At 55.7% G+C, this 14,363-nt stretch carries 14 protein-coding genes and 1 riboswitch; of the genes, 1 reads left to right on the top strand and 13 read right to left on the bottom strand.

The features are described 5' to 3' along the window. Positions 1 to 9: 9 nt before the first annotated feature. Entirely contained in the window at positions 10 to 444 is a 435-nt protein-coding gene (locus tag CJ260_RS01270) for a DUF6173 family protein (RefSeq protein WP_087477413.1), read from the top strand. Positions 445 to 511: 67 nt separating this feature from the next. On the opposite strand, the gene ribE is transcribed toward CJ260_RS01270, so the two are convergent. The 13 genes from ribE to priA all read right to left on the bottom strand — a co-directional run bounded on the left by ribE (position 512) and on the right by priA (position 14,301). After that, on the bottom strand, positions 512 to 976 hold the full coding sequence (gene ribE, locus CJ260_RS01265; protein WP_087477412.1) for a 6,7-dimethyl-8-ribityllumazine synthase: 465 nt from the start codon (positions 974 to 976) through the stop codon (positions 512 to 514). Positions 977 to 1,008: 32 nt separating this feature from the next. After that, a complete protein-coding gene (locus CJ260_RS01260; protein ID WP_087477411.1) occupies positions 1,009 to 1,650 on the bottom strand; it encodes a riboflavin synthase in 642 nt (213 codons plus the stop codon). After that, on the bottom strand, positions 1,631 to 2,767 hold the full coding sequence (gene ribD / locus CJ260_RS01255; RefSeq protein WP_095628946.1) for a bifunctional diaminohydroxyphosphoribosylaminopyrimidine deaminase/5-amino-6-(5-phosphoribosylamino)uracil reductase RibD: 1,137 nt from the start codon (positions 2,765 to 2,767) through the stop codon (positions 1,631 to 1,633). The genes CJ260_RS01260 and ribD overlap by 20 nt, the downstream gene beginning before the upstream one ends. 99 nt (positions 2,768 to 2,866) lie before the next feature. Next, positions 2,867 to 3,003: riboswitch (FMN riboswitch) on the bottom strand. A 57-nt stretch (positions 3,004 to 3,060) separates the two neighbouring features. Next, on the bottom strand, positions 3,061 to 3,705 hold the full coding sequence (gene rpe / locus CJ260_RS01250; protein WP_095628862.1) for a ribulose-phosphate 3-epimerase: 645 nt from the start codon (positions 3,703 to 3,705) through the stop codon (positions 3,061 to 3,063). Positions 3,706 to 3,707: 2 nt separating this feature from the next. After that, positions 3,708 to 4,565, bottom strand: coding sequence for a ribosome small subunit-dependent GTPase A (gene rsgA, locus CJ260_RS01245; protein WP_095628861.1), 858 nt, complete (start codon positions 4,563 to 4,565; stop codon positions 3,708 to 3,710). Between the two features lie 13 nt (positions 4,566 to 4,578). Continuing rightward, complete coding sequence (gene pknB / locus CJ260_RS01240; protein WP_095628860.1) at positions 4,579 to 6,504, bottom strand: Stk1 family PASTA domain-containing Ser/Thr kinase; 1,926 nt, start codon at positions 6,502 to 6,504, stop codon at positions 4,579 to 4,581. A 39-nt stretch (positions 6,505 to 6,543) separates the two neighbouring features. Next, positions 6,544 to 7,251 carry a Stp1/IreP family PP2C-type Ser/Thr phosphatase gene (locus CJ260_RS01235; RefSeq protein WP_087477407.1) on the bottom strand — a complete coding sequence of 236 codons (708 nt, stop codon included), beginning with the start codon at positions 7,249 to 7,251 and terminating at the stop codon, positions 6,544 to 6,546. A gap of 69 nt (positions 7,252 to 7,320) precedes the next feature. After that, positions 7,321 to 8,349, bottom strand: a complete 1,029-nt coding sequence (rlmN, locus tag CJ260_RS01230) for a 23S rRNA (adenine(2503)-C(2))-methyltransferase RlmN (RefSeq protein WP_095628859.1) — start codon at positions 8,347 to 8,349, stop codon at positions 7,321 to 7,323. Position 8,350: 1 nt separating this feature from the next. Continuing rightward, positions 8,351 to 9,682: a 16S rRNA (cytosine(967)-C(5))-methyltransferase RsmB gene (gene rsmB, locus CJ260_RS01225; protein WP_095628858.1), complete on the bottom strand. Its 1,332-nt coding sequence runs from the start codon at positions 9,680 to 9,682 to the stop codon at positions 8,351 to 8,353. Beyond that, positions 9,679 to 10,443 carry a DUF116 domain-containing protein gene (locus tag CJ260_RS01220; protein ID WP_095628857.1) on the bottom strand — a complete coding sequence of 255 codons (765 nt, stop codon included), beginning with the start codon at positions 10,441 to 10,443 and terminating at the stop codon, positions 9,679 to 9,681. Before CJ260_RS01220 ends, rsmB begins: the two co-directional genes overlap by 4 nt. A 4-nt stretch (positions 10,444 to 10,447) precedes the next feature. After that, positions 10,448 to 11,389, bottom strand: coding sequence for a methionyl-tRNA formyltransferase (fmt, locus tag CJ260_RS01215; protein ID WP_095628856.1), 942 nt, complete (start codon positions 11,387 to 11,389; stop codon positions 10,448 to 10,450). Further along, positions 11,389 to 11,847: a peptide deformylase gene (def, locus tag CJ260_RS01210; protein WP_087477402.1), complete on the bottom strand. Its 459-nt coding sequence runs from the start codon at positions 11,845 to 11,847 to the stop codon at positions 11,389 to 11,391. Before def ends, fmt begins: the two co-directional genes overlap by 1 nt. A 93-nt stretch (positions 11,848 to 11,940) precedes the next feature. Then, positions 11,941 to 14,301: a primosomal protein N' gene (gene priA, locus CJ260_RS01205; RefSeq protein ID WP_095628855.1), complete on the bottom strand. Its 2,361-nt coding sequence runs from the start codon at positions 14,299 to 14,301 to the stop codon at positions 11,941 to 11,943. Between the last annotated feature and the right edge of the window lie 62 nt (positions 14,302 to 14,363).

Genomic DNA, 14,363 nt, shown 5'->3' with positions numbered 1-14,363 from the left:
GGCATTACTATGGCAGACGAAAAGAAGGAATATACGGCGGCAGACGGCCGGGATATCCTGATCATTCCGCCGTCGGCACCGCTGGATACGGCAGAAGACGAAGATCCGGAAACGCCCTACCTGGCTTCGGATATGTACCGGCGCATCGTCGCGCTCATCAACAATTTTGAATCGGACATGCCCGACGACATGCAGGCCGGCGGCCGCCTCGTATCGGCCGGCAACATTACCTTCAGCATTCAGGACGTAGGCTTTTGGGACCCGAACATGATCGTCTTCTACGGCGAACTATCTGACGGCTCTCATGTCGAATTGGTTCAGCACTTGTCTCAGCTGAACCTGCTTCTCGTCGCCGTCAAGCGGACCGACGATACGGATAAGCCGCGGCGGATTATCGGCTTTACGACGAAAGACGAGCCTGATACGGAGCCTGCGGCAGAATAACTGCATACGGCGTATAAAAGAGGCTGGTGCGCGAAGAAATTCTTCGGCATCAGCCTCTTGCGTTTTCTTACAGTTCTTTTATGAGGTTGACCATTTCGATAGCCGCTGTCGCTACGTCGAAGCCCTTGTTGCCCGCTTTCGTGCCGGCCCGTTCGATAGCCTGTTCGATATTTTCCGTCGTAATGACGCCGAACATGATAGGCACGCCTGTCTTCAGGGACGCCTGAGCAATGCCCTTGGCTGCTTCATTGCAGACCAGGTCGTAGTGGCTCGTCGCGCCGCGGATGACTGCGCCGAGGCAGATAACGGCGTCGTATTTGCCCGATTCGGCCATTTTCTGGGCGATGAGGGGAATTTCAAAGGAGCCGGGAACCCAGGCCGTCGTGATGTCGTCGTCGCTTACGCCGTGACGATGGAGGGCGTCGTATGCGCCGCCGAGGAGCTTGCTGCAGATAAATTCGTTGAAACGCGCTACGACGATACCAAACTTAGAACCAGAACCAATTAATTGACCTTCTTTAATGTGTGCCATAGTAGAACACTCTCCTATTCTGAAATAGTATTTTAAAATCCATTTTCCAACAGCGTTTCCATTGTGATGCCGGAACGTTTGCCCGTATGGGCTGTTGTAAAGCTATGGACATATTTCCCAATTACGTCGGTTTCCAAATTGACGACGGCGCCGGGATGCTTGTCGATGAGCGTCGTATTGGCCATCGTATGGGGAATGATGGAAACGGAAAATTGGCTGTTGCCTACGGAAACGACGGTCAGGCTGATGCCGTCGATAGCGATAGAACCTTTTTCGACGATGAACGGCTCCATGTCCTTGGGAATGGAAATCGTAATGACCCGGGCGATGCCGTCGGCGGCGATGCGGGCAATATGGCCGACGCCGTCGATATGACCGCTGACAATGTGGCCGCCCAGCCTGCCGCCGACCTGCATAGCCCGTTCCAGGTTGACCTTAGAGCCGCTCTTGATATCGCTCAGGGACGAACGGCGCATCGTTTCGTGCATGACGTCGGCCGTGAAGGACGAATCCGTCATGGAGGTCACCGTCAGGCAGACGCCGTTGACGGCGATGCTGTCTCCGAGCTGCGTCCCTTCCAGTACCTTACGGGCCTGAATCGTCAGCTTTATCGAGTCGGGACGGCGGTCCATCTGGCCGACGGTGCCCAGTTCCTCAATGATGCCAGTGAACATAAGCTCCCTCCCTGTTCGCATTATACGCTGTAATCAAAATATTGCCGTCGTGCAGCTCGACCGAATCGTAAGCCAGGGGCAGGCATTCGTCGAGGGAATCGACGCCGTGGCCGCCGACTGACGACAGGGCCTGTTCGCCGCCGATGACTTTGTCGCCGATAAAGGCGTATATCTTATCGACGAGCTTGTGGTCGAAGAAGGTCCCCTGAATCTTGCTGCCCCCTTCGACGAGGATGCTCTGCAGGCCCTGCTTGTACAGCAAGTCCAGAGCAGCCGGCAAATCGATGTGACGATCCTTGTTCAGCGGAGCCAGCAGGACGGTGACGCCCATGTTTTTCAATTCTCTCATTTTTTCTACCGGGCAGAGGGACGTCGTCACGACGATGGTCGGCGACGTCTTATCCGTCAGGACGAGGGAATTGAGGGGAATGTGGCCCTGCGAATCCATGATGATGCGCACCGGCTGGTGAGGCTCGTCATGGGCTTCGCGGCGGATGCGGCAGGTCAGCAGCGGATTGTCAAGCTTGACCGTATTGATGCCGACGAGGATGCCGTCGTAGATAGAGCGCAGGTAGTGGCCGTAATTGCGGGCCCATTGATTTGTAATCCACTGGGATTTTCCCGTCCGCGAGGCGATGCAGCCGTCGAGGCTCTGCGCTATTTTGACGGCGATAAACGGCTTCTGCACCATCATATTTTTAATGAATACTTCGTTCAGCTGAGCGGCTTCCTTGGAAAGCAGCCCGATTTCGACAGGTATGCCGGCCTGCCGGAGGATGGCCGCTCCCTTTCCCGCTACGAGGGGGTTGGGGTCCAGCATGGCGATGACGACCTTGCCGACTCCCTTTTCCACGAGCGTGCGGGCGCAGGGCGGCGTCCGCCCGTAATGCGCGCAGGGTTCCAGCGTAACGTATACCGTCGCGCCCTTCGCCTTGTCGCCGGCTTCGCGCAGGGCCCATACTTCCGCATGGGGCGTGCCGGCCTGGCGATGATAGCCCGTGCCGACGATTTCGCCGTCTTTTACGATGACGCAGCCGACGGCCGGATTCGGCGTTGTATACCCTAAAGCCAGCTTTGCCAGCTCCAGGGCTTTTCTCATATAATCTACCGGTTCCAAATCTGTCATTCCTTTCCTGATAGATTTTATTATAAAAAATAAAAAGGCTACGGGTATGGAAACCCAATAGCCTTTTGCGCACAACAAAAATAAACGAAATGTCGTCTTTTCCCATCCAGACTATACTGTCGGTACCGAAATCGCATCGGTTCAGCCCCGCTTACGCCAGGCTAGCGGACTATACCGCCGGTCAGGAATTGAAAGCTGCCCTTTCTCACCTTGCCCCAAAGACTATTATTCATATCCACCTATGATTTTAGCACATAAGGGATAGAAATACAAGTACAGACTTCTTACCGCAGCGCGGCGATGGCTGCAGCCCGGTCTGCCGCTCCAAATACGGCGCTGCCGGCGACGAGGAAGGTAGCGCCGGCTTCCTTGACGGACTGTACTGTATCGGCGTTGACGCCGCCGTCTACTTCTACGACGGCTTCCGTGTTGCCGACGGAATCGAGCAGCGCCCTGGCTTCGCGGATTTTATCCGGCGAATAGGGAATGAATTTCTGACCGCCGAAGCCGGGATTGACGCTCATGATGAGGATCATATCGAGCTGCGCCGCCACGCAGGATAAAGACGATACAGGCGTAGCCGGATTCAAGGCGACACCGCAGTTCATGCCGGCGCTGCGGATATGCTGCAGCGTGCTGTCCAGGTGAGGACACGCTTCCTGATGGACTGTAACGTACTGCACGCCGGCTTTTGCCAGGCCGTCTACGTATACGTCGGGATGTTCGACCATCAAATGGGCGTCGAAGGGAATGGAAACGTGCTTCCGCAAGGCGGCGATGATCGGCACGCCGAACGTCAGGTTCGGCACGAAATGGCCGTCCATCATATCGAGATGGATGCAGTCTGCTCCCTTTGATTCTACGTCTTTAATTTCTTCAGCCAGCCGGGAAAAATCGGCGGACAAAATAGAAGGACAAATGTGTATCATACCTATCGGTTCCTTTCGAGAATAGAATTGACGATTTTGCAGTACGTTTCATACCGTTCTTTCTGTATCTTGCCTTCGGCAACGGCATCCTTTACGGGGCAGTCTGGCTCCGACAAGTGGAGGCACGACGAAAAGCGGCAGCGTCCGCCGTAAGGCGTCATGTCGGGAAATAAGGCGAAGACTTCCCCTTTGTCGAGGTGCTCGAATTCCAGTGAGCTGAATCCCGGCGTATCGATGACATACGTATCGCCTTCCAGCTGCATGATTTCCGAGTGCCTCGTCGTATGGCGGCCCCGTTTTATTTTTTCGCTGACCGAGCCGACAGACAGGTCCCGCCCTAAAATCTGGGACAACAGGCTCGACTTCCCGACGCCGGACGGCCCGGCAAATACGGTCATCTTATGAGGAAGCAAAGCCTTGATGGCGTCCAGCCCTTCGCCGGTAACGGCAGACACAAGATAGACATCATAGCCGCAGGTTTCATAAAAGGCTTTATAGGCTTCCGCCGTCTCACGGTCTAAATCGCACTTGTTAAAGCACAGCTTCGGATGAACGCCGCCGTATTCGCAGGTCATGAGCAGCTTGTCGACGAGAAACTGATTGGGGTCCGGCGATTGCGCCGCCATGATGACAAACATCTGATCGATGTTGGCTACGGCCGGGCGGCGGAGGCTGTTCCGCCGCGGCAGCTGCTTTTCGACAACGCCCTTTCCGCCGCCTAATTCCGTAATTTCCAGCTCATCTCCGACGAGTATCTTCGCCTTGACCTTTCCCCGGCGACGGCATTCGACGAGCTGTCCGGCGCCGATATCTACGTAGTAATATCCGTTGTAATTTTTTATAACGCGGCCTGTAGTCATGATCCTCCTTCAATTAAATGTACTGATCCTGTACTAACGAATTGTTGATATATACCTTGACGCGGGTCTTGCCTACGCCGCTGATATTTTTAGTAATGCTGTCGCCGCCGGACTGGTTCTTGTCATAGACGACACGGGTGCCGTTGTCGTCCGTCACGACGATCTGCACGTGCTGACTCGACGCGCCGGAAGGAACGCTGATATTCACCGTGCCGTAATGAGGCGTGCCGGCCGGTTCCTGATTATTGGCGCTGCCGTCGGGAACAGCCGCCGCTGCGCCGTATTCGACAGTCAAATCGACGACGTTGCCGCTGCGCGGACTTTGTTTGACAACCTTAGCCAGGGCGTTGTCCTTGGACGCATCCAGATTGGTCACGTTGCCGACGATATATCCGGCGTTTTCCAAGGTCTTCATGGCCGTATCCAAGGTCATGCCGCTGACGGTCGGCGCATCCTGTCCGTTTTTAGCGTCATTCTTCTTTTCGGCCTTGCGGCAGATAATGACGTCGACCGACGAGCCCTTCGCTACTTTGCGCGGCGAGGCCGGGCTCTGGCTGATGATCTTGCCGTTTTCATATTTTTCGCTTTCGGCGTAATGGACGGAGCCGATGGTCAGGCCGATTTCAGACAGCTTTTTCTTCGCTTCATCCAGCGTCAGGTCCCGCAGGTCGGGCATGAGGACTTCCGAGCCTTGATTGCCCTTGCTGACGGTCAGGTAAATAGTCCGGTTTTCCTTGACGACGGCCCCTCCCGACGGCGTCTGGGTAATGACCTCGCCGACAGGCACTTCATCGCTTTCTATTTCGTTGACCGAAACGTTGAGGTGTTCCTTGGACAGTATTTCCTTGGCGATTTCCACCTGCTTGCCTGTTACGTCGGGAACGGTAATATCCTGAGTGCTCCAGAAATTGCCGAAGGAAAAGAATGCCCACATAAACGCGACGACAAAGACGCCGAGCATACCGATGATAATGGATTTTTTCGAATGGCTGCTGATGGAATCGAGCATGCGGGAAAAGATATTTTTCTTCTGCTCCTCTTCCGGCGATTTCAGCGGCGGAATCTTCTGAGTCGCAAAATTATTTTTGATAATCGGCATGGCTCCTTTATTGGTATTGACGAATCCTTGGGACAAGCGAAGCTCCGACATCATTTCGGCAATCGACTGGAACCGGTCGTCGGGATTCTTGGCCATGGCCTTTAAAATACACTGTTCCACCAGTCGGGGAATGCGGCGGTTATACTTCGTCGGCAAGGGAATATCATCCTGCACGTGCTGCAGGGCGACGCTGATTGCCGTCTCGCCTTCGAAGGGCACGACGCCGGTCATCATCTCGTACATGACGACGCCCAAGGAATAGATATCCGTCCGTTCGTCTACGGGGCCGCCGCTGGCCTGTTCCGGCGAAAAATAATGGACGGAGCCCAGCACGGCGTGGTCATCCTTGTTGGTCGCGCTGGAATTTATAGCTCTGGCGATGCCAAAGTCGGCGACTTTGATGCGTCCCGTTTCAGTCACCAGGATGTTATGGGGCTTGATGTCGCAGTGGACGATGCCGTTTTTATGGGCATTTTCCAAAGCCTCGCCGATATCGAAGGTAATCTGTATGGACGTATTGATCGGCAGATGGCCGTGCTTTTCAATATATTCCTTCAGCGTTTCGCCGCGGACGTATTCCATGACGATGTAATGCACATTTTCGTCATAACCAACATCATATATATTTACGATATTGGGATGGGACAGCTTGGCCGCCGCCTGCGCTTCCTGACGGAACCGGACGACGAAATCGTGGTCGTCTCCGTATTTTGCGAGAAGGATCTTGACGGCGACGATACGGTCCAGCAAAATATCCTGGGCCTTGTAGACGACGGCCATGCCGCCGGTGCCTACTTCCTCCAATATCTTGTATCTGTTGTCTAATATATGACCAATCATTTTTAGATTCTCCACCACTTTCATAGTAGTCAATCCCGATTATATGGTTGTTAAAATTGCAGTAACATTGTCTTTTGCGCCGTTATCGTATACCTGGGCAAAAAGATCGTTGATAATATCGCGTTCACTGCGGCTGTAATCGCCGACGGCGTCGCGCAGGACCTGCTCGTCCAAAAACGACGTCAGGCCGTCGGAGCAAATGAGTATCCGGTCTCCCCGCTCTACGGCAAAGGCGCCGCTGTCTACAAGCAGCGTCTTATCGACGCCGACGGCGCGGGTCAGGACGTGGCGCTGCGGGTGGTTCTGCAGCTCTTCTGACGTGATTTTATGCCGTTCCAGCAGCTCCTGGACGATCGTATGGTCTACGGATATTTGCTGCAGCCGGCCGCCGCGGTACAAGTAAATGCGGCTGTCGCCGACGTGACCCCAAAAGGCGTGCTGCTTGGCCAGGGTTACGAGAGATATAGTCGTTCCCATGCCTTCCAGCGACGGGTCGATCATCGTCTTGCTGATAATGCAGGAATTTGCGTATTGAATAGCTTTTTCCAGTTGTACCGGCGCGGCAAAGGTAAAGTTCTTAAAATAATAGGCGATGGCTTCTACGGCCGTCTTGCTGGCTATTTCGCCGCCGACGTACCCGCCCATGCCGTCGGCGACGGCCAAGACGTTTCGTTCGCGGCTTATATAAAAAGAATCTTCATTTACCTTGCGCACCAGACCGATTCGTGATTCGCCGTATGTGCCCAAAGTCTCACGTCCTCTCGCGGTGCGTTGTTATTACATACACATAATTCATATCATATTCCCTAGGACATGTCAAATGTTTTCACGCTTGATACGCAGCTGCCCGCAGGCGGCCTGGATCTGGCTTCCCATTTCGCGGCGCAGCGTGACGTTTATGCCGCGTTTCTGCAAATACGCAATAAAGGAATTGATTTCTCCTGCTGACGGACGATACAGGCCGACGTCGTAATTATCATTTATGGGAATGGCGTTAATCAGGATATTTTTTCCGCCAAACAGCTCTGCGAGCTCGCGGGCGCAGGCCGTGCTGCAGTTTACGCCCTGTATCAGGATGTATTCAAAAGTCACCTTGCGGCCTGTTTTCTGAAAATAATGGTCTGCCGCCTTCAGCACGTCGGCGACGGGATAGGTGTCCGTAATCGGCATGATGCGGCGGCGCAGCTCGTCGTTCGGCGCGTGGAGCGACACGGCCAGCGTAATAGGGATGCCTTCGTCGGCTAGGTCATACATGCGCGGCACGATGCCCGACGTCGACAGGGCCATGTTGCGGTATCCCAGATACAGCGTGTCCTTTTCATGGATCATCTTCATAAAACGGACGACGTTGTCATAGTTCAGCAGGGGTTCGCCTGTCCCCATGATGACGATAGAGTGAAGCTCCGGCGTTACGTATTTGCGGAACGCCATGAGCTGGGCTACCATTTCGCCGGCTGTCAAATTGCGGACGAAGCCGTTTTTAGCCGAAGCGCAGAAGGCGCAGTTTACGGCGCAGCCCACTTGCGACGACAAGCAGATAGAATTGCCGTAGTCGTGCATCATGAGGACTGTTTCGACGGTGTTGCCGTCGTGCAGGCTCAAAAGCAGCTTGACCGTCTGACCGTCCGGCGACTCCAGCTTAGACAGGATTTCGGGGAAACAGATGGGCAGCTCGGCCTTTAGCTTCTCCCTGTCGCCCTTGGGCAGCAGGACCATGTCGTCCCAGGAAAAAATATGCTGCTTATAGATGTAGTGAAAGATTTGGTCTGCCCGGAATTTTTTCATGCCCCGGGCTACGAGGAACTCCTGCAGCTCCGTTTTGGTCATATCGAATATATCGGCCATATTACTCTCCTCTTCTCATGCGGGCGATGAAAAAGCCGTCCAGGTGGTCGCGCTGCGGCAGCAGCTGGATGCACGGCCCGTCGTGATTCGGCAGGCGGCAGAAATCTGCGGCGTTTTCCAAGTGGAAGTCGCCGTGATCCTGCAAAAATTGCCGTACGATCTGGATATTTTCTTCATCGTGCATCGTGCAGGTGCTGTACACGAGGACGCCGCCGGGCTTGACGCATTGGGATGCGCTGTCCAGGATGCGCTTCTGCAGTACCGGCAGGGTCCGTAAGTCGCTGGGCTTCTTGCGCCACCGCAAGTCGATTTTATGACGCAGCACGCCCAAGCCGGAGCACGGCGCGTCGACGAGTACCCGGTCGGCACGGCCGGCGTAGGACTGGCCGATAGTGCAGGCGTTCTGCAAAATCGTGCGCACGTTGGCCAAGCCCAGATGCTTGGCGTTGCTTTCGATGAGGCGCAGCTTATGCTCGTAAATATCTCCGCCGTAGACCGTACAGGTCGATCCGCCCAGGGCGGCGATGTGCGTCGTCTTTCCTCCCGGCGCGGCGCAGACGTCGAAAATGAGTTCGTGAGGCTGAGGGTCCAGCACATGGGCGACGAGCTGAGACGGCTCATCCTGAATGATAGCCAGTCCTTTTTTCAGGGCTTTAACGCTGCCGATGTTAGGGATTTCCGGCAAATATACGCCTTCAGGCGCATAGGCGGCTTTTTCAGCCTGAATTCCTTCTTCCGCCAGTTGGGCAATGAGCTCGTCGCGGCTGACGCGGGCCGTATTTGTCCGCAGGCAAAGTACTGGTATACTGTCGAAATACCGGCACAGCGCTTCTGTCTCAGCCAGGCCGTACTCTTTAATCCACGCTTTTACCAGCCAATCCTGCTGATGATACGTCATCGTCAGATGTAGCAGCGGATTTTCTTCCATCGTCGGAATAGAAAATTCCTGCCGGCGGCGAAGGCTGCTGCGCAGCATGGCGTTGACGAAACCGGCCATGCCTTTATTGCCGAGGCGCGTCGCCAGCTTGACCGATTCGTTGCATGCCGCCGACTCGGGCACCTTGGTCATGCCGAATATCTGGTACAAGCCTAAGCGGACGATGGCCAGACACAGGGGATCGAGCTTATTGAGCTTGCGCGTGCTGATTTTTGATACGATCCAGTCTAAGTAATTGATATACCGCAGCGTGCCGTATACTAATTCCGTGTAAAACCGGCGGTCCCGGTCTTCCATTTTATATTTTTGGATAGCCTGCGACACAACGATATTGCTGTATCCTTCGTCTTTGCAGATAGCCAGCAGGCTGCGCAGGGCTATTTCACGTACGTTCATGCATCTTCTCCTATCATTGCAGATAAAATTTCTGTTAAGGCCCGTATATCGACGTCAGTATTGAAGCAAGGGCCGTTCGGCCGCTTGTTCAGCAAGCCGACAGTCGGCAAAGGCGCTACGTCCTGCATGCCGCTGATCAAGTCGCGCTCGCAGGCGACGGCTACTACCGCTTTCGGATGACAGGCCGCGACGACTTGCCGGGCCAGCGTTCCGCCGGGAACGACAGCGAAAGAAATGCCCAAGCGTTCCGACAGGGCTGTCATCTCGCCGATGGGACAGCGGCCGCACCGCCGGCAGTTCTGCACGTTCCGCGTGATTTTATGCGGGCATTGGTCCCACTGCAGACAGTGCGGCGCCAGCAGCAGGACTTGCCGCGGCGGCAGGCAGAGCGGACGGCGCAAAACCAAGTGATTCAGGACCTGGATATAGGCCCGGCTTATAGCGCTTTCCGCATGCAGCATCCTGCCGATACAGCGCACGAGGGAAAAGAGGACGCGAAGGCAGGCAAATAACAACTGGCGAAGCCGCTTGTTTGAAGGCGTTCCGGCCAGTACACAGACCCACGTAAACCCATAAGCTGCAGCGGCCGCCGCCAAGCACAGCCGGACGGCCCAGTCCCACCAAGCCGCTGCGGACGGCACATACAGGGACAGTCCCGGTTTGACCAGCGCGCAGACGGCGGCAAATCCAGCTAAAAAGACGGCGGCAGCGATACCGCCGCCGCTAAAAAATAAAATCGTCTGCCTGCACGCTGCCTTCACGAGTTTACTCCCTCGTTAAGACGTCGCCAGGCTGCAAGGAAATGCCTTGGAGAAACTGGGCCGTCTGCATGCGCTTCCGGCTTTCCGGCTGTACTTCACGCACGCACAGCGCGCCGCTGCCGGTTTGTACCGTAAAGGTCTTCTTAGTAACGGCGATGATCGTCCCCGGTTCAGCGTCGGCTCCGTCAACGACGTCGGCGCTCCACACCTTGAGGCGTTTGCCGTCGAGCCATGTATAAGCGCCGGGATGAGGATCAAGGGTGCGGATAAGCCGCTCGATGACAATAGCGTCCTGCGTCCAGTCGATTTGCGCCGTTTCCTTGTCGATTTTTGCCGTATACGTAGCCTGAGATTCGTCTTGGGGGCAGGCATTTCGTTCATACTCTTCAATATGGGCCAATACGTCCGTCAGCGCCTGTGCGCCCAATACGGACAGCTTATCGAAGAGCGATCCCGTCGTTTCCTTCGGGTCCAGCTTTATTTCCGCTTTCTTCAGGATAGCCCCCGTATCCATGCCTTCGTCGAGAAGCATGATCGTCACGCCGCTTACGGCCTCGCCGTCCTTGACGGCATACTGGATCGGCGCGGCTCCCCGATACTTCGGAAGGAGCGAGCCATGCACGTTCAGGCAACCGTACTTAGGAATATCCAGTACGGCCTTGGGCAAAATCTTGCCGTAGGCAATGACGATGATGACATCGGGCTGAAATGCCGCCAATTCGGCTACGACCTGTTCGTCCCGCAGCGTATCCGGCTGCAGCACGGGAATCCCCAATTCCAGAGCCTTTTCCTTTACGGGTGAAAAGGAAACCTTTTTCCCGCGGCCCCGCTGCTTATCGGGCTGGCTGTACACTGCGGCGATGTCAAAGCCCTGATCGTGCAGTGCTTGCAGGGACGGCACGGAAAAATCGGGCGTCCCCATAAATACGATTCGTAACGATGCCATTAGCCTATTCTCCGTAAATTTTCTGCTTTTTCAATAAAAAGCGTACCGTATAAATGATCGATTTCATGCTGGAAAATACGAGCCAGGAATCCTTCAGGCTCGTAGATCACCGTTTTGCCGCGGCGGTTCAGGGCCTTGACCTTGATGCGGTGATGCCGTTTTACCGTGCCGTAATAGCCGGGAACGCTCAGGCAGCCTTCATCTCCGTCGTCCGTTTCTTCCGAACGCTCGATGATTTCCGGATTGATCAGCTCGATTAAGCCGTTGCCGTCGTCGAGGACGACGAGCTGCAACGATTCGTTGACCTGCGGGCCTGCGAGGCCGACGCCTTCGGCAGCGTACATGGTTTCAGCCATGTCATCGAGCAGTTTTTTAATGTGTTTCGTAATATGTTCAACCGGTTTTGCTGTTTCTTTCAAAATAGGCGCGCCGGCTTCAATGATTTTTAGCGTTGCCATTCTCTCACCTCATAGCTTACTATAGTATATTTACATTTTTCTCTTTATTATATCATATTTTTTCATATCTCTACAGATATGGCCTTTTCCGTTTTAGAAGGACGGGTCCACGTCGATGACGACGCCGGAGGCCCAGCACTGGGGCTCACGACGCATATAGTCTTTGATATCATCCAAGGATTCGCCTTTTATCAAGATGACCAGGCGGTATTTGCCGCGTATCCTCTTGATGATGTCGGCAAAGGGGCCAATGACTTCGACGGGACTGTGTTCCCGGCGCGCCCAGCTTTGCAGTGACGCCGCCAAATCGTTTCCCCGCCGCCACAGGGGCTGCTCCTCTTCGTCTGTGAGGATGATTTTTATGATGCGATGGAAGGGCGGGTACTGCAGGGCGCGGCGAAATTCGATTTCCTGCTCGTAGAAGGCGTGATAATCCTGCTTCTGGGCGCACTGAATGACGTAGTGCTCCGGCGCATAGGTCTGCATGACGACCCTGCCCGGCGCGTCTCCCCGTCCGGCCCGTCCGGCGGCCTGCGTCAGGAGCTGAAAGGTCCGTTCGCCAGCCCAATAGGCCGGCAGGTTGAGCAGGCTGTCGGCAGATAAAATGCCGACGGCGCTGACGTTGGCAAAGTCATGGCCTTTCGCTACCATCTGCGTCCCTAAGAGGATATCATATTCATGCCGCCGGAACCGTTCCAATATCTGCTCGCCGCTGTACTTGCGGCTGGCCGTATCCTGGTCCAGGCGGACGACGCGGCTGCTGGGAAACAGCTCGCCCAGCTGTTCTTCGACCTTTTCTGTTCCCGTTCCGAAAAACTTGATATACTTGCTGCCGCAGGCCGGACATACCGTCGGAATCGGCTGGGACGCCTCGCAGTAGTGGCACTGCAGGTGGTCGCTCTGCTTGTGGTAGACCATGGGCACGTCGCAGGTGTCGCATTTGACGACGTAGCCGCACTTGCGGCACATGACGAAGGTGGCAAATCCGCGGCGGTTCAGCAGGATTATAGCCTGCTGACCGGCTACCAGCGTTTCTTCCAGCAGGGAAACCATGGCGTCCGACACGACGCGGTAGTTGCCCCTGGCCAGTTCGTCGCGCATGTCGGCAATGGTTACAGTCGGCAAAGGCCGGCCGTGGATGCGTTCTTTCAGCTCCAGCAGCGTATATTCTCCCTGCAGGGCTGCGTAGTAATCGCTGACCGACGGCGTGGCGGTGCCCAATATGACCGGGCAGCAGTAATAGGCGGCGCGCTTCTGCGCTACGGCGACGGCATGATAGCGCGGCGATTCTTCCTGCTTGTACGAGCTGTCGTGAGCTTCATCGACGATGACGAGGCCGAGATGCTGCGCCGCCGTAAAGACGGCCGAGCGGGCTCCGATGCAGATGTGGCTTTCGCCGCGGAGCATGCGGAGCCAGTTGTTTTTCCGTTCGCCCTTCGAGAGCTGGCTGTGCATGACGACGACGTCGTTTCCAAAGCGGCGGACAAACTGCCTTACGATTTGGCCGGTCAGGGCGATTTCCGGCACGAGGACGATGACCTGCTTTCCCTGCCGCAATACGTCTTCGGCCAGCTGCATATACACTTCGGTCTTGCCGCTCCCCGTAACGCCGTGCAGCACATAAGTGCGTCCCGTCGTGTCGCCGCGGACAGCCTGTACGGCCCGGGCCTGCTCGTCTGTCAGCGTCAGAGGACGGCTCTGTTCCAACGTCGGCAGCAGCTGCCTCGTCCGGACATTTCTTTCACTGATAGCCGCCAGTCCCGTGCCGCAGAGGCGGCGGATGACGTCGGCACTGTATCCTTTTCCAATAAAAGCAGATACGGGCGCGCTGCCTGCTTGCTTCAATTCAGCCAGCAAGGCCGCCTGCCGCCGCCGGTTCGCCAGCAGGCCGTCGGCGTCGTCCCGCACAAAGGACAGCCACTTTTCCGTTTTATCGGATATTTTATTTTTCCAGCCCTTCTCTACCTGCAGTACGCCTGCCTCAAGCAGAGCGTCTACTCGCCTGGCGCCGAATTTCCGCGCCAGCGCCGCTTTTTCCACCTGGCCCTTCGCTTGGACGTACGCGGCGACATCGGCGTCTTCCGCCGACGTGGGGGCCTTCGTTCCAACCGTAACATACAGACGGACTTCCAGCCCTTTCTTTTCTATCATGAACAGGCGGAGGGCGTCGGCAAGGTTGCAGAGATAATACCGGCTGATCCAGGAAGCCGTTTCGATCATTTCTTCCTGAAACCCCGCCTGCGCCGACAGCACGGCGCTGATCGGCTTGAGCTCGTATGCATATTCGCCTGCATTTCTCTCGCTGACGGCGACGACGATTCCTTCTTCCTGCCGTCGTCCAAAGGGAACCTGCACGCGGCTGCCGACGTGCACAGCCATGCCGTCCGGGACGATATAGGAAAAGGTCTGCTGCAGCCGTTTGGCCGTCGTATTGATGATGATGTCTGCTACCATAGCCCTGCTCCTGCGTTTGTATAACATAAAGATAGGGACTTGACGAAGCAAGCCCCTATACA

Source organism: Megasphaera sp. ASD88, assembly GCF_002287425.1.
Taxonomy (GTDB): domain Bacteria; phylum Bacillota; class Negativicutes; order Veillonellales; family Megasphaeraceae; genus Megasphaera; species Megasphaera stantonii.
The sequence above is the reverse complement of the archived record's forward strand: the minus strand, read 5'-3'. Positions and strand labels throughout refer to the sequence as shown.

Coding starts and splice junctions, on each gene's coding strand:
- CJ260_RS01270 (WP_087477413.1), top strand. CDS start 10: ATGGCAGACGAAAAGAAGGAATATACGGCGGCAGACGGCCGGGATATC.
- ribE (WP_087477412.1), bottom strand. CDS start 976: ATGGCACACATTAAAGAAGGTCAATTAATTGGTTCTGGTTCTAAGTTT.
- CJ260_RS01260 (WP_087477411.1), bottom strand. CDS start 1,650: ATGTTCACTGGCATCATTGAGGAACTGGGCACCGTCGGCCAGATGGAC.
- rpe (WP_095628862.1), bottom strand. CDS start 3,705: ATGATACACATTTGTCCTTCTATTTTGTCCGCCGATTTTTCCCGGCTG.
- rsgA (WP_095628861.1), bottom strand. CDS start 4,565: ATGACTACAGGCCGCGTTATAAAAAATTACAACGGATATTACTACGTA.
- pknB (WP_095628860.1), bottom strand. CDS start 6,504: ATGATTGGTCATATATTAGACAACAGATACAAGATATTGGAGGAAGTA.
- rlmN (WP_095628859.1), bottom strand. CDS start 8,349: ATGGCCGATATATTCGATATGACCAAAACGGAGCTGCAGGAGTTCCTC.
- rsmB (WP_095628858.1), bottom strand. CDS start 9,682: ATGAACGTACGTGAAATAGCCCTGCGCAGCCTGCTGGCTATCTGCAAA.
- fmt (WP_095628856.1), bottom strand. CDS start 11,389: ATGGCATCGTTACGAATCGTATTTATGGGGACGCCCGATTTTTCCGTG.
- def (WP_087477402.1), bottom strand. CDS start 11,847: ATGGCAACGCTAAAAATCATTGAAGCCGGCGCGCCTATTTTGAAAGAA.
- priA (WP_095628855.1), bottom strand. CDS start 14,301: ATGGTAGCAGACATCATCATCAATACGACGGCCAAACGGCTGCAGCAG.